The organism is Campylobacter cuniculorum DSM 23162 = LMG 24588, assembly GCF_002104335.1.
Lineage (GTDB): Bacteria > Campylobacterota > Campylobacteria > Campylobacterales > Campylobacteraceae > Campylobacter_D > Campylobacter_D cuniculorum.
Genome location: NZ_CP020867.1, coordinates 1,556,446 through 1,579,184, shown reverse-complemented (window position 1 = coordinate 1,579,184; position 22,739 = coordinate 1,556,446). Strand labels below are relative to the sequence as shown.

Sequence of the window (22,739 nt, the reverse complement as noted above, 5' to 3'; positions counted from 1 at the left end):
TCCTTTTTAAACACAACTTAGCTTAATCAATTTTATTTTTCATTATAATATATACATATTAAACTACATTTAAAATTTAATAAAAATCATCTTAAAAATTTGAAAAATTTTATAATTTTAACTAAGGATAAAATCAATTTTGTTTAAAATTTTAACTTCTTTTTAAATCAAATCCCCCAGCATTAAAGCCTAAGACTTTGATGCTGTGTTTGAGTAGAATTTTTATATCTTTCTTGTGTTTTTTCATAAGATTTTGAAGGAAATTTTTTATCAGTAAAAGTCTTTTTCATCTTATTTTCTTTCTGTAAAAACTCACAGGCAAAAGTGTATTCTTTTAATAAGAATTGATTTTTACCAAAATTCTTTTCTAAGACAGCTTTTTCTATTTTTGCAAATCTTTTTTCACTGCATTCTTTAATGAATGCTTTGTTTTTTTGTAAAAGTTGTATAAAGGGTTCAGCCTTTTCTTTGAGAAAAAAATCCGCACTCTTTAAGCGGTAAAGATTTTCATCAAGGCTTTTGTATTGTTTTTGTAAAACAAAAAGATTTGTATTCTCATAAAACAAATCCTTATAGAAATTCTCACTATAATTTTTTAAAGTTTTTTCTGCTTCTTTTTGTGAAAGCTGTAAAGATTTTTTTACTCTATAATAATTTTGTATCTCACTTTTACTTGCCCCTTTATGTCTGGGAAATAATCTTTCATAATTTTGAAGGAAATTTCTTTTGGCTAAGACATTTTGGAATTGTTCTTTATAATGTTCGTTTTGTTTTTGTTGGGAGTATTGAAGTTTATAATGAAGGGTATTGAAATGTTTTATTTCTCTTATACATTCTTTAGATTTTAAGCTCATTTCTTTGCCGTGTTCTTTGAGTTCTTTATACAAAGCAAACATTTTTTTGTTCTTATGTCTGATGTATTGTTCTAAGAGTTCCTCAAGTTTTGCATGAGTTTTTTTCATATTCTCATACTCATCTTGTAAGTGAGTGATTTTTTGTCTTTTGAGTTGAATTTCTTTTTGAAATTTTTCATTAAATTGTGCATAAAGTTCTCTGATAGCAAATTGTGCGTCTGTGTTAATTTTTTGTTCTTGGTTCTGTGATTTTTCATAGGCTAAACGCAAATCTTTTTCCAAAGGATTTTTATTTTCATAGTTTAAGCCCCTTGCCCTTAAAGCATAAGAAAAGTCTTCTCTTAAATGCGAAAAAAAATATTTTATGTCTGTTCTTTTTTGAAAATGAAGCCTCTTGTGTTCTAAGAAATTATATTTATTGAGTATGACATGGATGTGCGGTTTGCTTTGATGATTATGAAGTATCATTGCGTATTTGTGTCCAAAGAAATTCATAGACATTGTTTCTTTCACACTCTCTCTTAAAGCCCTTATACTTTTTTCATTCAAATGATTTTCATCAACAGAAAAAACTAAATGCCAAGCCTCTTTTGTATGCTCTCTTGTTGCATAAGTTTTGCTCCAATCTTTAATGAGTTCTTTTAAAGAAAGTTCCTCCCCTTTTTCATTCATAAGAAAAGAATTCTCACTCTTTGTTAAGGCATAGCTTAAAGCATTTTTTGTATGAAGCCTATCCATATTTGCAATATTTTTTACAAAAACTTGTTTGGCTTTATTATGATTGAGTTTTGAAGAAATATTTTGAGAATGAATGATTTTTCCAAAAATAATTTTATGTGTTTGAGGCAAGTCCTCTTTGGTGTAAGCACTCGGTATTTTTTTATACTCCTCCCAATACTCTTCCCAGCTCATGTCTTTTATTTTTTTTAAAAAATCACTCACAATTCTCTCCCTTTTTTATTGCTTAGCTCTTAAAAATATTTTGCTTAAAGAGCAAAATTTTTAAGAGCTAAAGTGAAAAATATTATAGTAAAAAATGAGGTCGTTGTAAAGATGCAGGATAACCCTAAATGTATATACATTTAGGTGAATAATTCTTATCTAAGCCCTATTTTATAGGACTTAGAACGAAAGATTTTTGATTTTTAAAAAAAATCAAAAATAAAAATCAAAAAGTGTTTTTGATTTTTTGAACAATGCTTTTTAAAAAACTCAAAGAAAAAATTCTTAAGGGCTAAGAAAATATTTTAAGAGACTAAGAAAAATTTTTAAAGACTAAGAAGGCTTCATCATAAACTAAGCTTTATATTTTTCTTTATATTTTTCTTTATATTTTTCTTTGCTTACTTTGTAAAATTCTTTAAGACTTTGTTTGAATAAAGAAAGTTCATTTTATTTTTTAAAAATCAATTTGGCATCAAAAACCGCATTCATTTTAAAGACTAAGTAAAAATGAAAAGACTAAGTAAAAATAAAAAAGACTAAATCAATCCTAAAAGACTTGGTAAAAAAAGGACTATAAAACTCTTTTTTAAATTTCTTATAGGGTCTTTTTGAATTTTTATAGCGTTTTGAAAATTTTTTTTTAAAAAATTCAAAGTCTGTCTTTTTGCGGATTTACTTTTTAAAGTCAATCCCTATTCTTACTTTGTATTTGGTAAATAAAAAAATTCTTTTCAAATATTTTTAAGAAAAACTCCTTATTATTTTATCCCTATTCTTACATTTTTCACAGCAAAAAATAAAAAACCTTTCCGCAAAAAGTCGCACTTTTTTAAAATTTTGATTTTAAATACACTTAGATTTTATTTTTTTATTTGAAAGGAAAAACATGAAAAAAATAAAAAGATTTTTTGCTTTTTTATTTGTTTTTGCCCCTCTCTTTTTATATGCAAAGGGCAATAATGTGCTCTCACAATTAGAAGGTGATGTCAATTCACAAATCACTGAAGCGGGTGCGTCCATTGCAAGTATGATACAAACTTTTACAATGGTCGTTGGTGTGCTTTGGTTTATTGTTATGTGTATCATTGCTTATCTTAATATGGAGATGATTAAAACTCATGCAAAGTCTCTTTTTGGAGCAGGAATTTTAATCGGTGTGATTTATGGTTTGGCAGGAACTTTTACCTAAGAGGAAAGAAAAATGATTACAACAACTTGTATTGCAGAATTGACTAAAAAAACTAAGATAAAGGGTCTCACTCCTAAGTCATGGTTTATCATTATCATCGCTGGATTTATCTCTTGGTTCATCTTGTTTTTTTATTCCTTAGCTGTTGTTGTCATCTTATATGCAATCTTTTCAGTTTTAGAATTTTTGGACGAGGATATTTATGAGATTATCGGTTCAAAATTCAAAATTTCTGCAAATAAATTTTATGCTTAAGGGTAAGAGAGATGAGAAAAAATTTTTTTTCATTTTTAGATAATTTGAAAAAGAAAAACACTCAAAACAAGGATAAAAATATTGTTAAAAATGATGAAAAAGAAAACAATATTTTAAATACTTTCAATCACATCAATCAAGGTGCGGATAATTTACTCAACTTAGCAGAGCCTAAGCTTTGTTCTGTTGATGAAGAGACAAATATTGCTTGTAAATTTAAAGAAAATTTCATACTCACTCGCGATGGAAATTTGAGTATGGGCATAGAATTAAAAGGCGTGTCTTATTCAGCTATAGAATTAGATGAGGAGCTCAATCGTTTAAGCGGAAGAGTGAATTTTTTTACCAGATTGCACCCTCAAATTGAACTCAATATCATTGTAAAAAAAGATAAGGTTGCTGATGTGTCTCATCTGCCCCTAGAGAGTGAGAATGTCTATGCAAATGAGATAACTTCCAAATGGCAAAAGAGTCAAAATATCTACAGATTGCGTTATTTTTTAATGATTTCTACGATTAATAAAAACATCACAGGATTTTTAGAAAGCATTAAAGAAAAAAGCTCTGAAGATACAAAGGCTCAAAAGAGTGAGGCGAATTTAAGGATTAAGCTCAATATACTCAATGAGACCTTTAATGATATTAAGACTCGTTTAGGTTCTTATAAACCGCGTTTAATGCATAATGATGAAGTGATTAATTTTTATGCCTCTTATGCGAATGCAAGTGAGACAAAGCTCAAATACAATTATGAGCTTTTAAGTGATTCTTATATGAGTTCAGACCTTGAGTTTAAAAAGAGTCATTTCATCTTTAACACAAATGAGGGCAAAGAGATTTTTGCAAGATTCATTAGCATTAAAGCCTATGAGAGTGATACGATTAAATCCTTAATCTCTAGCAATATTGTGAAAAATGATAATGAGTTTTTAGTGTTTGCACACATTCAGCCCTATGCAAAAGAAAAAGCCATTAAAAAGATTAAAGAGACAAGAGTCTTCTCACAAGAGATTATCAAAGAGGAATTAGATACGCTTATGGAGCTTGTTAAGGCTGATAAGGAAAATCTTTTAAAAGTGAGTTATTCTATGCTTTTAAAAGATGAGAATTTGGAAAAATTAGAGCTTAAAACCCAAGAAATTATGAGCATACTCAAAAATCAAAACCTCAATGTGGTGAGAGAAAGTATCAATCAAAAGGCTTTATTTTTTTCTTTTTTTCCTAGCAGAGGCAATTTGAATGCAAGGAAAAAGACTTTAAAGGTTTCTAATGTCGCAACCATTATGAATTTTGAAAACGAGGTGACAGGCTTTAACCGCAATGATTGGGGCGAGGAGGCTGTGACACAATTTAAACATCTCAATGGCACTCCTTTCTTGTTTAATTTTCATTTCCAAGAATTTGGAGACAAGCCTAATGGTCATACTTTAATTATAGGCGGAACAGGTGCAGGTAAGACCACACTCACTCAATTTTTGATGACAAATTTGTTTAAATATAAGATTGATATTTTTGCTATGGATAAGCTAAGAGGGATGTTTAATTTTACACAATATATGAATGGAGAATACCACGATAGCGATTCTAAGGAATTTAAACTCAATCCTTTTTCCTTGCTTAATAATCCAAGCCCTGAAAATGTCTCTTTTTTAGAGGAATGGTTAGAAATGGCTGCGGGTTTGAAAGAAGAGGAACACGAGGCAAGAAATGACATTAAATCCACACTCAAAAGATTGAGAATGGGTAAGAAAGAGGAGCAGACTTTAAGTTTTGAGAATTTCCTCACCTCTTTGACGGAGAGCAATAAGGAGAGTAATTTAAAGATAAGATTTGAAAATTATAGAAATAGTATCTTTAATAATGTTGAGGACGCTCTTAATTTTAACAAACAGCTCTCTGTTCTCAATATGGATTCTATTTTAAACAATCCTAAGATTGCAGGTTTGAGTGCTATGTATATCTTTCATAAGCTTAAAAATTCAGCCAAAAACAATGAGAGCAAAAGAGGATTCTTTTGTTTCATTGATGAGCTCAAAGATTATTTGTCTGATGAGCTTATGGGTAAAAAAATCCTTGAAGCCATTTTGGAAGTAAGAAAAATAGGAGGGATTATGTGTATGGGTTATCAAACCATAACTCTTTTCAAACAACAAAACTATGCTTCAAGTTTTTTAAACAATATTGCAAATTTTATTATTTTTCCTACAAGCAATACCAAAGAACTTGAAGCCCTAGAGGAACTCATAGGATTAACTCCTGCAGAGGCTAAATTTCTTGCCACAACCTCTATGGAGGCAAGACAAGTGCTTGATAAGATGAGGCTAAGAAATGAGAGTGCTTATTTGGATGTTGATTTGAGCAAACTTGGCTCTCATCTTAAAGTGTATTCGAGCTCAAGTGATAATGTCATGCTTATGAAAAGGCTTAAAGAGCAATACCCTAATGAATGGAGAAGTCATTATTTAAGACAGAGCAATGAAAGGGATGAGTTAAAAGAGCTTGAAGAAGAATTAGAAAAAGAAAAGAAAGAGAAAAAAGAACAGGTTAAACAAGACATTTCAACAAAGGAGGAAGAGGAATGAAAAAATTAATTTGTATCACACTTTTTGGAGTTTTATTTTTTACAGCTTGTGCGAGTAAGAGCAAGGAAATTCCAAAGAAAAGCCCTTGTGCTTGTAATTATGATATTGTAAAGGTTTCTTAAGATGATTGTAAAGGATAATAAGAAAGACCCTCATTTCATCTATAAGCTTGAAAGAAATGTTAAAGCCTATATGCTCTATACCATTATCATTTTAGCCTTTATCATTGTGCTTTTGGCTTTAGCCATAAGCTTTTTAACGCCTCTTAAAGAGACTAAACCTTATTTGGTGATGTTTTCTAATGCAGAGAGTAATTTTGTTAAGATTGCTGAAGCCAATTTAGACATTAGAAGCGATGTGGGACTACTTAAAAGCATAATCTCAGGTTATGTGCAAAACAGAGAGAGCATTAACAGAATTGATGACATTCAAAGGTATGAACTCATAAGAGTGCAAAGTGATAGGAGTGTTTGGGAAGCCTTTCAAAACCTTGTTAAGAGTAAAAACTCTGTTTATACAACAAGCAATCTTTACAGAGCGGTTAAGATTATCAATGTTGCCATACTCTCTAAGAATGTTGCAACCGTTGATTTTACCATTGAACAAAGCAATAAACAAAGGACAGAATTAAGATGGTTTAATTACAGAGCCACTCTTAATTATGACTTTGTGCCCAATGAGGACACCTATAGTTCTAATTTGAGCAATCCTACAGGCTTTGTGGTCAAAGAATATGCCCTATCTAATATTAATTTTAATGAAAAGGAAAAGCAATGAAAAAAATCATCTTAGTGTCTGCCTTGTTTTTCAATCTAGTTTTTGCTGAACAAGCCCAACAAGGAGAAACATTATTCAATAATAAACTTGATACAAAGAGTGGAAATGCCCTCAATAAATATGTGCAAGATAATTTTTCCACTTCAGCCCAGACAAAGGATAATAATGCGGATTTGATGAATGCAAACAATCACAGAGAACTCTATGAGGATACTATGGCTTTGCAAAACTATGAAAATCAAAACCAAATTGATGAAGACCAACTTGCTTTGATGAAAAATGCTATAAGAAATCAAAATCTCAAAGCCCTACAACAAAGCTTTTTCAGTAAAAAGTATAAGGGCTTTGAAAACACAACGAATATTATGTTTGAAGCGGATAAGACACAAAAGATTAGAACCCGCTTTGCTATGGCAACCACGCTCATTTTTCAAACAGACATTCAAAGTTATATTTTAGGAGATAATACAGGTTTTAAGATTGAAGAGATTCCAAATCTTCCTAATGCAATTGCTATCAAACCTCTTTTAATCGGTATAGATACAAGTTTAACCATTTTTACTAAGGACAATAAATTGCACAATTTTTATATCTATTCAACAGATTATAAGAGTTCAAAAAACCCTGATTTGATTGTGTATATCAAGGATGAGCAAAGTCAAAAGGAACTTGAGGAAAAGAAAGAACTCCTTGATAAGGATTATCTCATCATCAAAGAGGGCATTGCGGAAGTGAGAGTGAAAAGAAGTGATATATACAAGCATTATAAACAAAAGGCTAAAAAGGAAAATGCTTGGCTCTTAGCAGAGGAGATTTTTAATGATAAGCAATTCACTTATTTTAAATACGATAAGGAGAAAATGCCTCAAATTCCTTCAGTCTTTGTTGTTGTGGATAAACAAGACTCTCCTATAGAGACTCGAGTCATTGGCAATTATATCATTGCTGAAACCACAGCCCGACAATTTAGCATTATGTTAGGTGATTCTTATGTCTGTGTTGAAAGAATAGAGCCTAAAGAGCAACAAACAAAACAAATCAATACAGAATATAAAATCTACAATTATGAGTAAAAAGGAATAAGGTGAAAAAAATAACAATTTCTTTAATGCTTTGCTTGGCTCTTTATGCTCAAGAGGATTTATTTAAAGAAGAGAATGCAACTCAAAGCTCTTATGCAAAAAATAAGGACTTAAAAGAGCTTTTTAATTCTAAATTTCCTGTGAGTGATTATATCTATAAGGCGGGAATAAGAGAGAGTGAGAATGAAAACGCTCAAATCCAAGAACTGCTTAATATGGATGAGAAGGATAGAGAGAATAATAGAGAGAATAATGTCTCAAAAGATGTTAAAGACAATAATCTTAGTAAGGCTTTAGAGGCTAAGCAAAAATTAGAACAGCTAAGAAATGAGAATAAAGCTTTGCAAAATTCTATGGTCTATGATGAAAACGCAAGGATTAAGAAATTGTTAAGAGATAGTATTTTGGCAAGTCGCAATAGTGAGATTAAAGATTTTAGTAATGATTCACGCTTTGGAAATGATGGTTTTTCTAATCAAAAAAGCATAGACATTTCCACAAATGAACACAGACTCTATAGAATGATTAGAGCAGGACGCTTGATTCCAGCCACACTCACAACAGCAATCTCAAGTGATTTAAGCGGTATAGTCACTGCTCAAGTTGAGCAAGACATCTATGCGGCTATGGGTCAAGCTGTGCTCATTCCTCGAGGGTCTAAAGCCATAGGCTTTTATCAAAACGACAATAAAATCGGTCAAAACAGATTGGAGATTAAATGGAGGGAGATTATCACACCTCAAGGCATTAATATCTTACTCACTGACGCTATTGTTGCAGATAATATGGGTATGAGTGGGGCTATTGGGGCTTTAAACAATAAGTATTTTGAAAGATATGGGATAGCTTATGGAATTTCTACGCTCACAAACGCCCTGCTCTTAACCATTTCCTCTAAGGTGGATAAGGGCAATAATCAATACACTCAAGAGCTCTATTCCAATGCTAAAAGTGATGTGGGCACCATCGTCGATGATATCATCCAACAACAAAGTCAAATCAAACCAACGATTGAAATCAAAGCAGGGTCAAGGATTTACATTGTGCCAACACAGCATATGTGGTTTTCCAAACCTAAGAACAAAGAAGTGTTGATGAAATATTTTATAGAGGAGTGAGAGATGATTGTTAATATTAATGGCAATAAATTTTTTAAAGAACTCAAAGAAGAAATGAAAAAAGAACACATTAAAGAGGAGGAATTAAAACATTCTTTATTTGAGGAGGAGGACATTAAACCAAGCCCTCCAAAATTTCAAAGCAAAGATGAAATTATGGAAAAAAAATTAAGAAAAAAAGAAAGGAAATATTATGGAAGCTCTACAAAACAATGAAGCTTTAAATGAAAAACTCATTCAAAAAGAACAAAGTTCTTATCAAAAGATTAAGGATGAGATTCTTTCAGAGGATAAAAAGAGGAGTCAAAGGGATAAGATTAATAAAGAAATGCTCAATCAGCTTAGAATCATTGAAGCAAAAGAAGCGGAATTGAAAAAGGAAAAGGAAAAATTGACCCGATTGAAAGAGAAAAAGGATAAATTATGAGTTTGATTTTAGAGAATCAATTAGAAATCTTAGACCCCTATCTAAGACGCGACGCCACTGAACTTTGTATCAATGAACCTAAGGAAGTATGGTTTGATTTGGGCGATAAATGGGAGAGGATTGAAGATGAGAGGCTCGATTATGAATTTTTAGAGAGCTTTGTCATTGAATTAGCCAACAGAAGGGGACTTAAATTCAATGAGAGCAATCCCTATTTGAGTGCGGAACTGCCTTATCCCTATCCAAGATACAGAATACAGGCTCAACATAAAAGCACACTCTTTAATGCAGACATTTCTCTTAGCATTCGTATTCCAAGCACAAAGCCTTTTAAGCTTGAGGATTTTGTCATTTCTGCACAATGTCAAAGCAAGGGCTGGACGCATGATAAGCTTAGGGATTTGATACGACAAAAAAAGAACATCTTAGTCAGCGGAGGAACAGGAACAGGTAAGACGAGTTTTCTTAATTCTTTAATGGATAATATCGATAAAAAAGACCGCGTTGTAACGATTGAGGATTCACAAGAACTCAATGTGCCTGTGCCCAACAAGATTAATCTTGCTGTGCCAAAAATCAGCAATGAATCCTATTCTTATAGGGGTGCCATTGATAATGCTATGCGTTTAAGACCCGATAGATTGTTTTTAGGTGAGATAGATATAAGGAATACCTTTTCTTTTTTGAGGGTTAATAATACAGGACATGCAGGGAATTTATCCACACTCCATGCCAATGACCCTAAGGCGGCGATTAAAGCCATTAAGCAAAATGTTGCCCTTGCAGGAGATATGCAAAACCCTGATAATAATATGCTCATTGAAAGCATTATCACAGCCATTGATTATATCATACAGATTAAAAGAGAAATGGGAGCAAGAGTCATCACAGACATTTTGGATTTAAAGAATGAACTCTCTTTGAATAAAGGATATTTTTTAGAATGAAAGAGAAAAAAAGAATCCACCTTTGCCTTTATGTGAAAGATGAAAAGGAAAAAGAAGAAATTAACAAAATTTGTAAGGCTCAAAAGGAAAGCAAATCCTCTTTGTTTAGGAAGTTGATGTTTTCACAAAAACATTTTGAGCTTTTAAATGAGATTAAAAATTTTAATCAAATCAATAAAGAGCTTGTGATTCAAATCAAAAGATATGGGGTTAATCTCAATCAAATCGCTTATCATCTCAATATTGATGTAAGCACTGAAGAGCTCTCAAAACAAAAGCTTGAAAAGCTCTTTATTGATTTTTCAAAAATCATCAAAGAATATGAAGAAAAATGGTCTCAAAGTCCGCTTTCTCTTAGCAATAAAAAAAGGATTAAAAGATGAATAAGGTCAGCACAAAAAAGACCATAGCAGGATTTTTTATCACAGCACTCTTAGGCGTTTTAATGTATTTTATACTCATTAAGATACTCTTTAAGCCAGACTTTTTAGCCCTCTTTGATGTGGGTGTGAAACTCTTAAATAATCTAGGCAATCCTCATTTAAAGCTTAAAGCTTATATAGCCTTTATAGGCTTGGTTGCTCCTTTAACTATGTATGTTATTTGGTGGATTATGCCAAAAAATAGCACGAGTGAGGATTATGGCTCGGCTTCTTTTGCAAAGGAAAGTGATTTTGAAAGAATGGGCATTAATCATAAGGAGGGTCTCATCTTAGGCACTTTAATGCATAAGGGCGAGTATAAACTCATTAGGGCAACCAAACCGCTTTCCTCTCTTGTGGTTGCAAGTCCGGGTTCGGGTAAAACAGCAGGGATTATCATTCCTAATCTTTTATCTGTGCCTAATTCTTGTATCGTCACAGACATTAAAGGAGAGCTCTATGCAAAGACTGCGGGTTATAGGCAAAAGCATTTTAACAATGAAATTCAGCTTTTCTCCCCTTTTTCTTGGGATAATACTTTGTTTTTCAATCCCTTTGATAAGTCCATTGTGGAAAAAATGCAATACATACATATAAAAAAACTTGCTGAACAAATTGCTTCAACAATTTTTGTGGCAGAAAAAGGAAAAGAAAGTGACCATTGGGTTACAAGTGCAAAGACTCTCTTTGTGTTTTTTGCAGAATATTTTATGCAGAAAAAACAAGAGACCTCTTTGTTTGAACTCTATCAAGCTCCTAAGGCTGATTATTTTGACTTCATTGATGAGGAATATTATTACGAAGTAACAGAAGAAAATGAAGATGACCCAAACAACAGAACTAGGAGTCAAGATAATAATTTGATATGGAAAACTTGGCTGAAACAAACAAGCTTTGATGAGAGTATTGATGAGAATACACGCAATCAAGCAAGGGCTTATCAAAGCATATCAGAGAATGAATTTGGAAGTATAAAATCCACCTTTGACACTTATATGAAAGTCTTTTCAAATCCTCAAGTGGCAAATGCAACGAGTAAGATGAGTTTTAGCTTTGAGGATTTAAGAGAGAAAAGAATCTCTATGTATATTGTCATACAAACAGAGGATATGGATATTTTAGCTCCTTTGGTGCGTATCTTTATAGAGAGCTTGTTTAAAAGATTGATGAGTGGAGAGGAATGCGGAGATAAGAATAAATTCATCTATTGCTTTTTAGATGAATTTGTCCGCTTTGGAAAAATGCCTTTTTTATTAGAAGCTCCTGCACTTTGTAGAAGTTATGGACTCTTACCTGTATTTGTAACACAAAGCTATGAGCAGATTAAAAAATATTATGGTGAGGATGATATGAATATCATTAAGAATAATTCAGGCTATCAAGTGATTTTTACTATGAATAGTGAGAAAGACGCTAAGGATACAAGTGAGCTCATAGGAGATTTTACACATGAGAAAAAATCTGTTTCAAAGGGTAATTTAGATCTCTTTAAATCCAATGCTTCTTTATCTAAGGAGGGTAAAAAACTCGTTTCAGCACAGGATTTAAAGAATATGAGCAATGAGGATTTACTCGTTTTAGTGAAGGGTTTTTATAAGCACCCTATACAATGTAAAGTGCCTTATTGGTTTAAGAATAAGAATTGGAATGGGGCTGATAGTTTAAAGGTTTTAAGTGAAGAAGAGCTGAAAGAACAAACAGAGAATGAAGACAATGAATCTGCTTTGCTCGATGTGAAAAGAGATGATACAAAAGAGGATTATGAAAAATTAGGGATAAAGGCTCAATAGCCTATATCCTAGTTTGGATTTTTTTAAAAAATCTAAATTAGGATATAGCTCTATATCCTAAAAACATTCAAAGGAGAAAAAATGACAGTCGCACAAAGGCTTCAAAAAGAAGAAGAAGAAAAAGCTCGATTGATTAATGAAACCATTAAGAATTTCGAGGAATGTATCGGCGAGAGTGCAAGTATCACACTCAATGCAGATGAGGCGAAATTATTCGAACATCTCATTGATGAAGATGATACAAGCTTAGACACAACAGATGAAACTTAACAACAGAAAAAGGATAAAAAATGAAAAACAGAAAAGATGAAAAACAAGTGACTGCAGAAAAAGAAACAACAAAGGACTACACTCAATGGGAGGATAGAAGCAATGCAGAGCGTCTTAAGAGTATTAATACTTATTATAAGATGATTATTGCTAAGAGTATAGGGGAGAAAAAGAGCTTTTGGAATAAAAGCATGAGCTCTAAAGAGATTGACAATACTATACCTTATAATGCTTCCACAGGCAAACCTTATAATGGAATAGCCTCTTTAGTTTTAAGGGCGGCAAAAGAAATTAACGGCTATGAAGATTCAAATTTCATCACAATGAGACAGGCGAATCTTAAACATGGCACTCTTAAATTCCAAATCAACGAAAAAGGCGAAAAGGAATATGTAAGAGGTGTTAAGGTCACTCACATGGTCAATCATGAGTATGTCAATAAGCTTGATAGTCATGGAAAACCGCTGATGAGAGAGGTTAAAGATAAGGAGGGTAATATCACACAAGAACCTGTTAAAGAAAAGGTGTTTCTTAAAGAGCCTAAGCTCGAAACAATCACACTTTATCATGTGTCTCAGTTTGATAATTTAGACCAAAGCCAACTCAAACAAAGGGATTTAGAATCCTTAAAACAAAGAAGAGAGCTTGAAAAAGACAGACCAAGAGACTTTAGAAGCAACCTAGATTTCTTAGAACTAGGTAAGGCAGTGACTCAGGATTTGAATAATTTTCTAACCTCTCAATACAAGGGCATAGACTATCAAAAGATACAGCATCAGAGTTTAAAACACATCAGACAAAATGAGAGAACTCAAGAGCAAGGTCGTAGTTTATAGTCTATAGGTGAGCTAAGTTGTGATTCATTTTTTTGAATTTGAACAGGGGGCGGGTTTTCTTCGTTGCAAAGTAAATACCCTAAAAAATTGTAAAATTTCCCGCCTCCTCAATATAAAGGCAAGGTGATGATTTTAGATTTATTAGATTTTTTAGATTTAGACAAATCAACCCTAAGAAAAGATGTTAAACAAATCAAAGATTGTGAGAATAAAAATGAAAATAAAGAAGAAGAAATAGAATGTTTAGAACAAAATTATCAAATCATAGAAAATAAAGAAATTATAGAAAAAGACAATGAGAAAATAGAAATTAAGAGTATTACAGAGCTCATTCCTTTAGGGAATAAAAGAGCAATAAAAAGAACAAGAATAGAAAAAGAACATGTTTTAAAGAGGTAGAGAAATGAGAGAGAAAAAAGGAAAAATTTTATTGATTTGTTTAATGTTTTTTGTTTTTTTGGATTTGGGGTGGGCAAATAGCGGACAAGAAGCTCCTTCAATTAAAAAATCAAACCTTATTGCCTTAATACAAGAACCTATGCAAAAACTTTTAACTCAAGCTTATGAAACAATCTATTCAAATATGCAAAACATTTTGCATAATGGAGTGGCTTATACCATTATCTTAATAATTATCATCTATTGGCTGATTTTAAGACTTAAAACAGGTTATCCTACAAGAGATGAAATATTTGAAGCCCTCAAATGGCTTGTTATGGTGTTTTTTGTTTTTGGGATATTCACTTCCTTTAATGCTTATACAGGATTTTTATCCTTGATTTATCTGCCTGCAAATTGGGTTAGAAGTGCTGTAAGCACTCTATTTGATATTAATCAATATGGGGGAGATTTTGAGAGTGTTGTGAATAAAGCTTTTTCATTACAGAATAAATTAGTTGTGGATTTTGTAAAAATCTGCAATGATAAGTCAGATTTTGGGTTATGGGGAAATATTATACCCGGAGGAAAAATAGGAGAACAGATATATTTCGTTTTATGTCTATTCAGTTTATTCTTTTATTGGCTCTATTATCTTGTTTTTGCTATTGCTATGTTAGGAGGAATCTGTATCTATACAGGCTCTTCTTTTATAGCAATGCTTTTGCTTTCAACTGCACCTATAGTTATACCTTTTTTAATCATCAAACCTTTAAAGCCTTATTTTTATTCTTGGCTCAAACTTGTGATTTCCTATTCACTCTATCCTAGCATAGCCTTAATCATTCTTTCTTTGGCTATGAAACCCTTAAATGAATTAGAAAAAATCGTCAATCAACAAAAAGCCATAGAAGAGCTTTATAATAATACCTTCATAGCATTTTTTCCTATGACTCTTATGACCATTATTGTTATTTTTTTACTCACAAAAATTCCTAATTGGGTGAGTCAAATTATGGGAGTTCAAGGACTAGATAGTGGAGGTGTGGGAGCAGGATTATCTTTAGCAAAACAAGCAGGAGTCAGTATGGCAAGTGCAGGTGTAGGAGGACTTGCAGGAGGACTTGCGGCAAGGGCTGCAGGAGGTAATATTTTAGGGGGAGTTTTAGGAGGGGCAGGAAGAGCTACACTTTCATCAATACCGGGAAACAAAACAATGCGACAACTTATGGATAGTGCAAAAAAAACTAAAACCAGCAACGAATATGGCGAAGCCACACCATAATAAAGGAGAAAGAATGAGTGAAAGCATTATTATTATAGAAAGTCCTAATAAGATTGAAAAGGTTGAAAAATATAGTGGTTTTAAAACCTTTGCAACAAAGGGACATTTCAAAGAATTAAGTCAAAACATTTTTTTTAAGGAACAAGAGGAAAATTATGAGCCTGAATTTGTGCCTATGGGAAAGAATGGCAATTACAGAGAAAATGAAATGATTAATCTTTGCAGAAATAAAGAAGTTATCATTGCAACAGACCCTGACAGAGAGGGTTATGCTATAGGTTATATGGTTTATGAGAGCATTAAAAATTTAGCCCGAAGTGTTAAGAGGGCTGAATTTTTTGAAATCACAGAACAAGGCATTAAAAAAGGTTTGGAAAATGCCATACCTTTTGCACAAACTAATTTTAAAGATTTTGAGAGCTATAAGGCAAGGGCTGTGAGTGATAAAATGGTGGGCTTTATACTTAGTCCTAAATATATGAATAAACTCAATGATAAAAATATCTCTGTGGGCAGAGTGCAAACTCCAGCCTTAAATCTTATTGTAAATAAAGAATTGCAAATCAAAGATTTTTTAGCTTCTAAAGAGAATCAAAAAATCGATTATAAGATTAAAGCCTTGTTAAAAAAAGAGGATAAAGAATTTATAGCTCTTAATGATAATTTGTTTTCAAGCAAAGAAGAGGCTTTAAAACAAATTGAACAGCTTAAAGATGAAAAAAGGGCTGTGCTCTTTGAAAAAGAATCAAAGGAGAGTAAGATTAAACCTAAAGCCCCTTTTAGAACTTCACAATTCCAAGAAGCTATGAATAAAGCCTATGGCTTTGATTCTAAAACCTCAATGGCTTTAGCACAAGCTCTTTTTGAAAAAGGATTAATCACTTATATAAGGACAGACAGCAATGCAATTTCGCAAGAATTTATCACAGCAATTGAGGAGAGTTTCAAACAAGAAACTTGGTATGAAAAAAGAATTTATGAGGCAGGAAAACAGAGCCAAGCTGAAGCCCACGAGGCTATACGCATCACTCATACGCATTCTTTTGATGAGATTGATAAGATTGTTAGGCAAGAAAATCTAAGCGATGATGAGAGAAAAACCTATGAACTTGTTTTTCTCAATTCCATAGCCTCACAGGCAAAAGATTGCATTAATGAAAACACAATCTATGATTTTAATATCTCCACACTCTCTTTTAAGGCTAAAATCACAAAATGTTTATATAAAGGCTTTAAAGAGCTCTACAATTTAGAGCAAGAGGAGGAGAATGAGGAACAAGAGCTTGATTTAAATCTTAAACCTAATGATGAAGTTTCAATCCTTTCTTTGGAATGTGTGGAGGTTAAAAAACAAGCCCCTGCAAGGTATAAAGAGAGTAACTTCATCTCCCTTTTGGAAAAAGAAGGCATAGGCAGACCCAGCACTTATGCAAGTTTTTTGCCTGTTTTACTTCAAAGAAATTATGTAGAGCTTGAAAAGAAGGGTAAGAATAGTTTGATTAAAGCCACACAAAAAGGCATTAATTTTATTGCTAAGGTCAAAGAAATTGATGAATGGATTACGCAAAGTGAATACACAAGACAAATGGAAAATGTCTTAGATTTAATCTCTAAGGGTGAAGCAAATTATTTAGAATTCATTAAAGCCATACATGAAAAAATGGGCTTTGCAAAGATTAATGAGGCGAATAATCCTCCAAGTCAAAAGAGCCTTGATTATGCAAAAATCATAGCTCAAACACTTAAATTAGAATTGCCTTTGGATATAGAAAAGGATTATAAGATTTGTTCTAACTTCATCAATGAATATAAGGACAAAATACCAAAAAAACAAAGCAAACCGAGTGAAAAGCAAATTCTTTTAGTAGAAAAACTTGCTAAAGAAAAGGGTTTGCCTTTACCAAACCATTATAAGGAGGATATGCAAATATGTTCTGAATTTATTTCTCAACAATTACAAAAAAACACAAAGAAAAAATAAAACTAAGGGTGAAAAAGAAAGGACTTTATAAAGTTTCTTTTTTAAAAAACAAACATTAAAAAGGAGTAAAAAATGAATCAAGTAACAATTTGTGGCTATTTAGCTAAAGACTTTGAACTCTCTCAAAGTAAAAACAATACAGATATAGCAAGAAATTTTGTAGGCATTTCTACAAAGAGAATCATTAAGAATGGAAATGATATTACAGAAATGACGCATACAGATTGGATACCTCTTGCTATTTTTGGAAAAAGAGCCTTAGTGGCTAAGGAATATCTTAAAAAAGGTGATAAATTTTTAGGCACAGGAAGAATCTTCACTTCAACTTATGAGGACGAAAAAGGAGAAACAAAATACTCTTGGCAGGTGATTATCAATCATTTTGAATTTGTGCATAAAGATATGCATAAAGAAAGTATGAAAGAAACGAGCAATCCTCCTCTTAAAGAGGCTCAACAAATCAATGAAGCGGATATGGAAATGATTGTGCCTGATGAACAAAACAATGAGGTGAATGTTTTTTAAACATCTTAAATAATAAGTGTCTTTGTGAGAGGACACTTATTTTATAGTGAAAATAAGAATTTGCAACAAAACAAGGATAAATAATGACAATAAAAGAATTTGATTTTAGAATATACTCACATAAGACTAAAAAATATTATGAACCACAGATTGAATTTATTATCAGTTCTAAGGAACATATCAATGAGAATTATGTTCTTAATGATATTTGTCAAAAACTTGATGAGTTAGAGCTTGAACCCTATACAGGTTTGAAAGATAAAAAAGGCATAAAAATCTATGAAAATGATATTGTTTTATACAGAGATATTGCCATTTTACAAGTGGTATATAGGAATGCTATGTTTGTTTTAGAGGATAAAAATATCAATGATGAAAAACACAGAACTTTGAGTGCTTATAAACTTAATATTATCAGTGAATGTGGAAATATGAATGATATTGAGATTGTAGGAAATATACACAATAAGGAAGAATTGAAACTATGGAAAGAGTTTTGAATATGAAATTTTTAAACAAGCAAAGATTTAAAAATTATAGGGATAAATATAGAGACAAATTTTTAGAAAATATAAAAATATGTTTTAAAATTTTTATATGTTTATGTCTTGTTAAGCTTTTAATCTTTGCTTTGACGTATTATTTTGAGGAATAGGAGAATAAAAATGGTGGATGAGTTAAAAAAAGAGCTTATAAAACTCAATGAAGATAGGATATATATTGAGAATAGAATTGAAAGAACTTATAACAGAATTAAAAAATTACTTGAAAAGGTAGGATTAGATGATGAAATAAATTATAATAGTTTATATAATATATCTAATGAAAATTTTCAACAAATTATAACAGAAATAGGTGTAATAAGAATAATACAAGAAACAATAGAAGAAGAATTAGAAAAAATGATACAAGAAAAAGAGTTAAAATGAAAGAAAAGTCTCATAATACAGAAAGAAAATACAGGCAAAAGGGTGCTTTAAAAACTTTTTTATGGTTATTCTTTGGAATCAATTTCTTTGGAATTTCTTTAAATTTGATTTTACATTATTACAAATTACCTAATCAAATTGAATATTTGATTCATAATAGTGATAATATAGCCATTATAAGTCTTGCTTTGTTCTGTTATATTATAATGAGCTTATTACTTTACTTGGTAATAAGCTTGAATTATTTTTTTAAAGAGGTGTGAGGGGGATTAACGAAGTTTTACTTTTGCCTTAATTCCTTTTGCTTTATTAGTAATTTTTTAGTATCCACCCAGCATAAAGACAATTATGAATATCTATACCTCTTATTCTATTTGAAACATCCTTATAATTTTCAGACTTGTTATACGCAAACTTTCTATACAAACTATCGCTTTTATTCATAAGATTTACTAAATCATTCATATCATTAATGTTTTTATAAGAAATATCTAGTTTCTCAAAACACCATTTTGCTTTAGCTTTTGCTTCATCTAAATGTGTTTCATAATATTTTTTATTTTTTAAAGCTGTATCTTCCATATCATTACTACCACAAGCATTGAAAAACAATGCAACTCCTGCGACTAAAGGTAAAGCAATTTTTTTCATTTTTTACTCCTTAAATTAATAAATTTTCTAAAACTTCAATTTCTTGTTTTAGTTTTTGATTTTCTTTTTCAAGTTCTTCAAGATTTTTATCTTTTAAGATAATTTTAGCATTTTTTACGAAATCTCTATCCTCTTTTTTTATATGTTTTTTTATTCTTCGTTTTGGAATGAAATTTAACAAAAAATTATCATACTCTTCTTTATCAAAATGATTCTTTAATTTAAATAAAGTTAGAATATTTCTAAGATATTTAGGATAAGGATAATACCCCATATTCCAATTGTTTATATTTAGGACAGAGATATTTAATGCCCTTGCTAATTCGGCATCACTTTTAAAACCTGCTTCTGCTCTTAAATGTTTAAACTCTTCTTTTGTCATACTTGTAATTATACATTTTTTTTATTAATTAAAGCTTATGTTATTTTATATTTTATTTTTTTTTTTTTTGGATTTGTTATTGTTTATTTTAATTTTATTTTTTTGTATTTTGTAATTGTTTTATATAATTTATTTTATTTTTAGTTTTATTTTTTTTGTATCTTATAATTATTTTATATAATTTATTTTATTAATTAAAGCTTATTTTTAAAAAATGTTTTTAGGTGTTTTTATAGGGCTCAATGAGCTAGAAACTTGCAGTTTCTTATCTCATTTCGTTCCTTTTCGAGCTTATAAAGCTCTCAAAGAAAACAAAGCCTTAAAGGTTTTAAGTCTTTGTTTTAGGGAGAGCGGGGAGACCCCGCAACGCCCCCTGAAAAAAGGGAAAGGAAGTTGGGGTTGGAGGGGTTGGAGGGGTGAAAAAAGTTTTTGTTTTTTTATTTGTATTAAGCTTATTTTAATGTATGTTATAGTATAATTATAATATAAAAAAAAGAGGAGAGAACTATGAGAGATTTTATTAATGTTAAACTTCACATTGATGATGTTTATAATTTGTTTGCGGATAGAGTTATTTATAATTTAGGTGATACGCCCGAAGCGGATTTATACATTAAGATGTATGAGGAGGCTATCGATGAGGGTGTTTTTGATGAGCAAGAATTAAGGGTTAATGTTATTGTGGATAACGATATACACAATTATACTCAAATTCTTTATAAAAAGGATTTAGGGGAGGAGTTTTTTAATAAGCTTTGCGGGTTTTATAAAGAGGGTAAAAAAGAGATTGATGTGAATGAGGATTTAAAAGATTTAGACTTAGAAGATTTAGAGCGTAAGGGGATGGGGAATTGGTTTTATGCTGAAAGTTTTTATATAGAGCAAATCAATGAGGATTTGGAAATGATTTTAATTAGGTGTTATTTTAATTAAGGGGGAGAGGATGAAAGCGACTTATTTAGATTATTCTGTTAAAGAATTAAAAGACTTGGGCGTGAATGTGAATGTTGAGTTAAAAACTGATATTGTTACGACTTCAAAAGATTTAGAAAGATTTTTGTTTGAGAATTTAGGAGAGGAGGAGGAAAAAGGCGTTTTTTATAAGGGCAGGTATTTTTCAATTAAAGGCGATGAGTTTCGCGAAAATCCACTTTCATATGAGGATTTTAAACTTTTTTTCAATAGGGAGAGTTTAGACAATTTTAATCTTAATGGATTGATTAATAATGAGCTTATGGATAAAAAAGGCAGGGTTTTAAGTGAAAATGAGTTTAAAGAGGATTATTATTCTATAGAGGAATGCGAAGCCTTTTTAAGGAAAAATGATTATCTTTATTTTTTAATTGGCATACAAAGTCATAGCAATAGTCAAATTAGCTTATATGAGAGTGATAAAACTTTGATTAAGAATTTTGGCAGTGAGGGTTTTTTTGGCTTTTTTTATATGAGCAAAAAAGACTTTAAAAAAACATATTACAATGATACTTCTTTACTCTTAAAGCATATGAGAGAGGGCATGGAGAGGTTAGAACATTATTTAATGGGTAATGTGTATAGTTTAGTGATTGATGGGGTGGTTGAAAATACCATATATGGTTTTGATATAAAAGAGAGTTTGGAAGGTGTTATTTAAGAAAGGATTAAAGATGAAAAAGAATTATTGGAACGCTTTAGTAACAAAAGAGAATAAGAGAGTTTTTAAGAGATTAGAAAAGCTTAAAGCAAGTTTAATCTCTCATTCTTATAGGGCTATGAAAAGATACGATGAGCAAAGACTCATCGACTTAGCTTTACTTTTGCATAAGGATTTTATTCATTATGGGAATGATTTTATTTTAAGGCATGGGGCTTTAAAGCTTTATAGAACAAAGAACTATAAGGATATGGAAGGTTATTTGGTGAGTTTATTCTATGAAGGTGAAGACAATAAGAGAAAAAAAGCACTTCATAGGGATTTAAAGGAAAGAACAAGAGTCTTAAAGCTTGAAAAGGAAAGAAAGGAAAGAACAAAAGAATTTGATAGGCTTTTCAATGAGCCTTGTTTGTTTGAGAGAAAAGATTTAGAATGCTATGAAACGGCATAAGGAAAAAATAAGATTAAAAAGGGCTTAAAATGGATTTATTTATCATTAATGAGGCGGATAATCTTGCAAGAAAGGCTTTAAGTTATAGGCTTTTAAGCTTTTTTTATGAGGCAAGAATTTTAGGGGAAAAAGAGGAGAAAAAACTTGTTTTTTTCTTTAAAAAATGTATAGCTTTAGAGCTTTTTGAAAGGGCTAAGAGTGAGATTTTAGCAAGGCTTAGGGCGGAGTATAAAAAAAGAATGAAATTTTATAAAAAGAAAGATTTTATCTTTTATGGGATTGAAGCTAAGAATGTTTATGAGATTGAACACAGAAGCAAAGAAGAAATAGAATGTTTGAATAGGGGTTTAGCGAGATTAGAAAGGCTTTTAAAAGAAACAAGAGAAAGGAGGAGATTATGAGCAGTTTTGAGAGACAAAACTATTATAGACGCTTAAAAGATTTTTATGAGGCTTTGGATAAGGCAAGAAAAACAGACAAAAATGTTGCAGAAGATTGTGCTTTTGTTGCAAGATATTATAATATGGATATTAAAGATTATCTTAGAGCTGTTACAAGAAGATTTTATATTAAAAATATAAAAAGAGATGAGGAATTTAGATTAAAAATTAAAGAACTTCTTTCTTATTATGTGAATGAGTTTTTAAATCAAATGCTTTTTTGTCATACAGAAAAGCCCTATAGGCTTAGTGTTGGCTGGATTGAGTATGATAAATATTTAGGTTTTGAGTATTCTGTTTGGAAAATTGATGAGTTTTATGAGCTTGATGAAGATGCTGAATATATTGAATATGATTCTAGCGGATACAAAAGAGCAAGACTCATAGAAAGAGAGAGGGTCAATTATGAAAAGAGTATGAGGGTGTTTTTAACCTTAGATTTAAAAGAGCTTTTAAAGATGAAAGTGTGCGAGTTGATTGATTTTTTAAAAGAAAAGATTTTGCAGTGTGATTTTGAGGAGCTTTATAGGCAAAAATATTTTAGTCCGCGTTTAGAAGCTATGAAAAAAGAATATGAAAGATTAGGGTGA

29 protein-coding genes are annotated in these 22,739 nt (G+C 31.0%); 26 read left to right on the top strand and 3 right to left on the bottom strand.

From position 1 onward, the window contains the following. Positions 1–182: 182 nt before the first annotated feature. Positions 183–1,796, bottom strand: a complete 1,614-nt coding sequence (locus CCUN_RS07795; RefSeq protein WP_027305938.1) for a relaxase/mobilization nuclease domain-containing protein — start codon at positions 1,794–1,796, stop codon at positions 183–185. 889 nt (positions 1,797–2,685) lie between these two features. On the opposite strand from CCUN_RS07795, the gene CCUN_RS07790 reads away from it, so the two are divergent. From CCUN_RS07790 to CCUN_RS07695, 21 genes are all read left to right on the top strand, one after another. Then, positions 2,686–2,988: a hypothetical protein gene (locus CCUN_RS07790; RefSeq protein WP_027305939.1), complete on the top strand. Its 303-nt coding sequence runs from the start codon at positions 2,686–2,688 to the stop codon at positions 2,986–2,988. 12 nt (positions 2,989–3,000) lie between these two features. Then, on the top strand, positions 3,001–3,243 hold the full coding sequence (locus CCUN_RS07785) for a hypothetical protein (RefSeq protein ID WP_027305940.1): 243 nt from the start codon (positions 3,001–3,003) through the stop codon (positions 3,241–3,243). 11 nt (positions 3,244–3,254) lie between these two features. Next, positions 3,255–5,825 (top strand): VirB4 family type IV secretion/conjugal transfer ATPase, encoded by a 2,571-nt coding sequence (locus tag CCUN_RS07780; RefSeq protein WP_084483692.1) that lies wholly within the window; start codon positions 3,255–3,257, stop codon positions 5,823–5,825. Then, positions 5,822–5,947 (top strand): hypothetical protein, encoded by a 126-nt coding sequence (locus tag CCUN_RS10180; protein WP_269474144.1) that lies wholly within the window; start codon positions 5,822–5,824, stop codon positions 5,945–5,947. The genes CCUN_RS07780 and CCUN_RS10180 overlap by 4 nt, the downstream gene beginning before the upstream one ends. A gap of 1 nt (position 5,948) precedes the next feature. Further along, a complete protein-coding gene (locus CCUN_RS07775) occupies positions 5,949–6,602 on the top strand; it encodes a VirB8 family type IV secretion system protein (protein WP_027305941.1) in 654 nt (217 codons plus the stop codon). After that, a complete protein-coding gene (locus CCUN_RS07770; RefSeq protein WP_051521722.1) occupies positions 6,599–7,675 on the top strand; it encodes a TrbG/VirB9 family P-type conjugative transfer protein in 1,077 nt (358 codons plus the stop codon). The genes CCUN_RS07775 and CCUN_RS07770 overlap by 4 nt, the downstream gene beginning before the upstream one ends. An 11-nt stretch (positions 7,676–7,686) precedes the next feature. Beyond that, on the top strand, positions 7,687–8,802 hold the full coding sequence (locus CCUN_RS07765; RefSeq protein WP_027305942.1) for a DNA type IV secretion system protein ComB10: 1,116 nt from the start codon (positions 7,687–7,689) through the stop codon (positions 8,800–8,802). 3 nt (positions 8,803–8,805) lie between these two features. Next, a complete protein-coding gene (locus CCUN_RS07760; protein ID WP_027305943.1) occupies positions 8,806–9,018 on the top strand; it encodes a hypothetical protein in 213 nt (70 codons plus the stop codon). Beyond that, positions 8,996–9,229, top strand: coding sequence for a hypothetical protein (locus CCUN_RS07755; RefSeq protein WP_051521723.1), 234 nt, complete (start codon positions 8,996–8,998; stop codon positions 9,227–9,229). The genes CCUN_RS07760 and CCUN_RS07755 overlap by 23 nt, the downstream gene beginning before the upstream one ends. Beyond that, positions 9,226–10,176 carry an ATPase, T2SS/T4P/T4SS family gene (locus tag CCUN_RS07750; RefSeq protein ID WP_027305945.1) on the top strand — a complete coding sequence of 317 codons (951 nt, stop codon included), beginning with the start codon at positions 9,226–9,228 and terminating at the stop codon, positions 10,174–10,176. Before CCUN_RS07755 ends, CCUN_RS07750 begins: the two co-directional genes overlap by 4 nt. Continuing rightward, the gene (locus CCUN_RS07745; RefSeq protein WP_051521724.1) at positions 10,173–10,559 is read left to right on the top strand and encodes a plasmid mobilization relaxosome protein MobC; all 387 of its coding nucleotides are present in this window, start codon (positions 10,173–10,175) and stop codon (positions 10,557–10,559) included. Before CCUN_RS07750 ends, CCUN_RS07745 begins: the two co-directional genes overlap by 4 nt. Next, positions 10,556–12,388, top strand: a complete 1,833-nt coding sequence (locus tag CCUN_RS07740; RefSeq protein WP_051521725.1) for a type IV secretory system conjugative DNA transfer family protein — start codon at positions 10,556–10,558, stop codon at positions 12,386–12,388. Before CCUN_RS07745 ends, CCUN_RS07740 begins: the two co-directional genes overlap by 4 nt. Positions 12,389–12,469: 81 nt before the next feature. Then, on the top strand, positions 12,470–12,658 hold the full coding sequence (locus CCUN_RS07735; RefSeq protein WP_027305946.1) for a hypothetical protein: 189 nt from the start codon (positions 12,470–12,472) through the stop codon (positions 12,656–12,658). A gap of 20 nt (positions 12,659–12,678) precedes the next feature. Next, positions 12,679–13,494, top strand: coding sequence for an ArdC-like ssDNA-binding domain-containing protein (locus CCUN_RS07730; RefSeq protein ID WP_027305947.1), 816 nt, complete (start codon positions 12,679–12,681; stop codon positions 13,492–13,494). A gap of 126 nt (positions 13,495–13,620) precedes the next feature. Further along, complete coding sequence (locus CCUN_RS07725; RefSeq protein WP_027305948.1) at positions 13,621–13,893, top strand: hypothetical protein; 273 nt, start codon at positions 13,621–13,623, stop codon at positions 13,891–13,893. Positions 13,894–13,897: 4 nt separating this feature from the next. Beyond that, a complete protein-coding gene (locus tag CCUN_RS07720; protein ID WP_051521726.1) occupies positions 13,898–15,157 on the top strand; it encodes a type IV secretion system protein in 1,260 nt (419 codons plus the stop codon). A 13-nt stretch (positions 15,158–15,170) separates the two neighbouring features. After that, the gene (locus CCUN_RS07715; RefSeq protein WP_027305949.1) at positions 15,171–17,138 is read left to right on the top strand and encodes a type IA DNA topoisomerase; all 1,968 of its coding nucleotides are present in this window, start codon (positions 15,171–15,173) and stop codon (positions 17,136–17,138) included. A gap of 72 nt (positions 17,139–17,210) precedes the next feature. Next, positions 17,211–17,663: a single-stranded DNA-binding protein gene (locus CCUN_RS07710; RefSeq protein ID WP_027305950.1), complete on the top strand. Its 453-nt coding sequence runs from the start codon at positions 17,211–17,213 to the stop codon at positions 17,661–17,663. An 83-nt stretch (positions 17,664–17,746) separates the two neighbouring features. Further along, the gene (locus CCUN_RS07705) at positions 17,747–18,163 is read left to right on the top strand and encodes a YopX family protein (protein ID WP_035175858.1); all 417 of its coding nucleotides are present in this window, start codon (positions 17,747–17,749) and stop codon (positions 18,161–18,163) included. Between the two features lie 165 nt (positions 18,164–18,328). Beyond that, complete coding sequence (locus CCUN_RS07700) at positions 18,329–18,592, top strand: hypothetical protein (RefSeq protein ID WP_027305951.1); 264 nt, start codon at positions 18,329–18,331, stop codon at positions 18,590–18,592. Next, the gene (locus CCUN_RS07695) at positions 18,589–18,855 is read left to right on the top strand and encodes a hypothetical protein (RefSeq protein ID WP_051521727.1); all 267 of its coding nucleotides are present in this window, start codon (positions 18,589–18,591) and stop codon (positions 18,853–18,855) included. The genes CCUN_RS07700 and CCUN_RS07695 overlap by 4 nt, the downstream gene beginning before the upstream one ends. A gap of 46 nt (positions 18,856–18,901) precedes the next feature. On the opposite strand, the gene CCUN_RS07690 is transcribed toward CCUN_RS07695, so the two are convergent. Together CCUN_RS07690 and CCUN_RS07685 are read right to left on the bottom strand one after the other, a co-directional pair. Beyond that, a complete protein-coding gene (locus CCUN_RS07690; RefSeq protein ID WP_027305952.1) occupies positions 18,902–19,243 on the bottom strand; it encodes a hypothetical protein in 342 nt (113 codons plus the stop codon). 10 nt (positions 19,244–19,253) lie between these two features. Next, complete coding sequence (locus CCUN_RS07685; protein WP_085296676.1) at positions 19,254–19,625, bottom strand: hypothetical protein; 372 nt, start codon at positions 19,623–19,625, stop codon at positions 19,254–19,256. A 507-nt stretch (positions 19,626–20,132) separates the two neighbouring features. On the opposite strand from CCUN_RS07685, the gene CCUN_RS07675 reads away from it, so the two are divergent. Genes CCUN_RS07675 through CCUN_RS07655 form a run of 5 tightly spaced genes read left to right on the top strand, consistent with a single transcriptional unit; the run spans position 20,133 to position 22,739 of the window. Next, on the top strand, positions 20,133–20,558 hold the full coding sequence (locus CCUN_RS07675) for a hypothetical protein (protein ID WP_027305927.1): 426 nt from the start codon (positions 20,133–20,135) through the stop codon (positions 20,556–20,558). Positions 20,559–20,568: 10 nt separating this feature from the next. Further along, positions 20,569–21,258 (top strand): hypothetical protein, encoded by a 690-nt coding sequence (locus tag CCUN_RS07670; RefSeq protein WP_027305980.1) that lies wholly within the window; start codon positions 20,569–20,571, stop codon positions 21,256–21,258. Between the two features lie 13 nt (positions 21,259–21,271). Further along, complete coding sequence (locus CCUN_RS07665; protein WP_027305981.1) at positions 21,272–21,709, top strand: hypothetical protein; 438 nt, start codon at positions 21,272–21,274, stop codon at positions 21,707–21,709. Positions 21,710–21,738: 29 nt separating this feature from the next. After that, positions 21,739–22,110: a hypothetical protein gene (locus tag CCUN_RS07660; RefSeq protein WP_027305982.1), complete on the top strand. Its 372-nt coding sequence runs from the start codon at positions 21,739–21,741 to the stop codon at positions 22,108–22,110. After that, on the top strand, positions 22,107–22,739 hold the full coding sequence (locus CCUN_RS07655; RefSeq protein ID WP_027305983.1) for a hypothetical protein: 633 nt from the start codon (positions 22,107–22,109) through the stop codon (positions 22,737–22,739). The genes CCUN_RS07660 and CCUN_RS07655 overlap by 4 nt, the downstream gene beginning before the upstream one ends.

Excerpts from the sequence above, each read along its gene's own strand:
- CCUN_RS07790 (WP_027305939.1), top strand. The coding sequence starts at position 2,686 with ATGAAAAAAATAAAAAGATTTTTTGCTTTTTTATTTGTTTTTGCCCCT.
- CCUN_RS07785 (WP_027305940.1), top strand. The coding sequence starts at position 3,001 with ATGATTACAACAACTTGTATTGCAGAATTGACTAAAAAAACTAAGATA.
- CCUN_RS07780 (WP_084483692.1), top strand. The coding sequence starts at position 3,255 with ATGAGAAAAAATTTTTTTTCATTTTTAGATAATTTGAAAAAGAAAAAC.
- CCUN_RS10180 (WP_269474144.1), top strand. The coding sequence starts at position 5,822 with ATGAAAAAATTAATTTGTATCACACTTTTTGGAGTTTTATTTTTTACA.
- CCUN_RS07775 (WP_027305941.1), top strand. The coding sequence starts at position 5,949 with ATGATTGTAAAGGATAATAAGAAAGACCCTCATTTCATCTATAAGCTT.
- CCUN_RS07770 (WP_051521722.1), top strand. The coding sequence starts at position 6,599 with ATGAAAAAAATCATCTTAGTGTCTGCCTTGTTTTTCAATCTAGTTTTT.
- CCUN_RS07760 (WP_027305943.1), top strand. The coding sequence starts at position 8,806 with ATGATTGTTAATATTAATGGCAATAAATTTTTTAAAGAACTCAAAGAA.
- CCUN_RS07755 (WP_051521723.1), top strand. The coding sequence starts at position 8,996 with ATGGAAGCTCTACAAAACAATGAAGCTTTAAATGAAAAACTCATTCAA.
- CCUN_RS07750 (WP_027305945.1), top strand. The coding sequence starts at position 9,226 with ATGAGTTTGATTTTAGAGAATCAATTAGAAATCTTAGACCCCTATCTA.
- CCUN_RS07745 (WP_051521724.1), top strand. The coding sequence starts at position 10,173 with ATGAAAGAGAAAAAAAGAATCCACCTTTGCCTTTATGTGAAAGATGAA.
- CCUN_RS07740 (WP_051521725.1), top strand. The coding sequence starts at position 10,556 with ATGAATAAGGTCAGCACAAAAAAGACCATAGCAGGATTTTTTATCACA.
- CCUN_RS07735 (WP_027305946.1), top strand. The coding sequence starts at position 12,470 with ATGACAGTCGCACAAAGGCTTCAAAAAGAAGAAGAAGAAAAAGCTCGA.
- CCUN_RS07730 (WP_027305947.1), top strand. The coding sequence starts at position 12,679 with ATGAAAAACAGAAAAGATGAAAAACAAGTGACTGCAGAAAAAGAAACA.
- CCUN_RS07725 (WP_027305948.1), top strand. The coding sequence starts at position 13,621 with ATGATTTTAGATTTATTAGATTTTTTAGATTTAGACAAATCAACCCTA.
- CCUN_RS07720 (WP_051521726.1), top strand. The coding sequence starts at position 13,898 with ATGAGAGAGAAAAAAGGAAAAATTTTATTGATTTGTTTAATGTTTTTT.
- CCUN_RS07715 (WP_027305949.1), top strand. The coding sequence starts at position 15,171 with ATGAGTGAAAGCATTATTATTATAGAAAGTCCTAATAAGATTGAAAAG.
- CCUN_RS07710 (WP_027305950.1), top strand. The coding sequence starts at position 17,211 with ATGAATCAAGTAACAATTTGTGGCTATTTAGCTAAAGACTTTGAACTC.
- CCUN_RS07705 (WP_035175858.1), top strand. The coding sequence starts at position 17,747 with ATGACAATAAAAGAATTTGATTTTAGAATATACTCACATAAGACTAAA.
- CCUN_RS07700 (WP_027305951.1), top strand. The coding sequence starts at position 18,329 with ATGGTGGATGAGTTAAAAAAAGAGCTTATAAAACTCAATGAAGATAGG.
- CCUN_RS07695 (WP_051521727.1), top strand. The coding sequence starts at position 18,589 with ATGAAAGAAAAGTCTCATAATACAGAAAGAAAATACAGGCAAAAGGGT.
- CCUN_RS07690 (WP_027305952.1), bottom strand. The coding sequence starts at position 19,243 with ATGAAAAAAATTGCTTTACCTTTAGTCGCAGGAGTTGCATTGTTTTTC.
- CCUN_RS07685 (WP_085296676.1), bottom strand. The coding sequence starts at position 19,625 with ATGACAAAAGAAGAGTTTAAACATTTAAGAGCAGAAGCAGGTTTTAAA.
- CCUN_RS07675 (WP_027305927.1), top strand. The coding sequence starts at position 20,133 with ATGAGAGATTTTATTAATGTTAAACTTCACATTGATGATGTTTATAAT.
- CCUN_RS07670 (WP_027305980.1), top strand. The coding sequence starts at position 20,569 with ATGAAAGCGACTTATTTAGATTATTCTGTTAAAGAATTAAAAGACTTG.
- CCUN_RS07665 (WP_027305981.1), top strand. The coding sequence starts at position 21,272 with ATGAAAAAGAATTATTGGAACGCTTTAGTAACAAAAGAGAATAAGAGA.
- CCUN_RS07660 (WP_027305982.1), top strand. The coding sequence starts at position 21,739 with ATGGATTTATTTATCATTAATGAGGCGGATAATCTTGCAAGAAAGGCT.
- CCUN_RS07655 (WP_027305983.1), top strand. The coding sequence starts at position 22,107 with ATGAGCAGTTTTGAGAGACAAAACTATTATAGACGCTTAAAAGATTTT.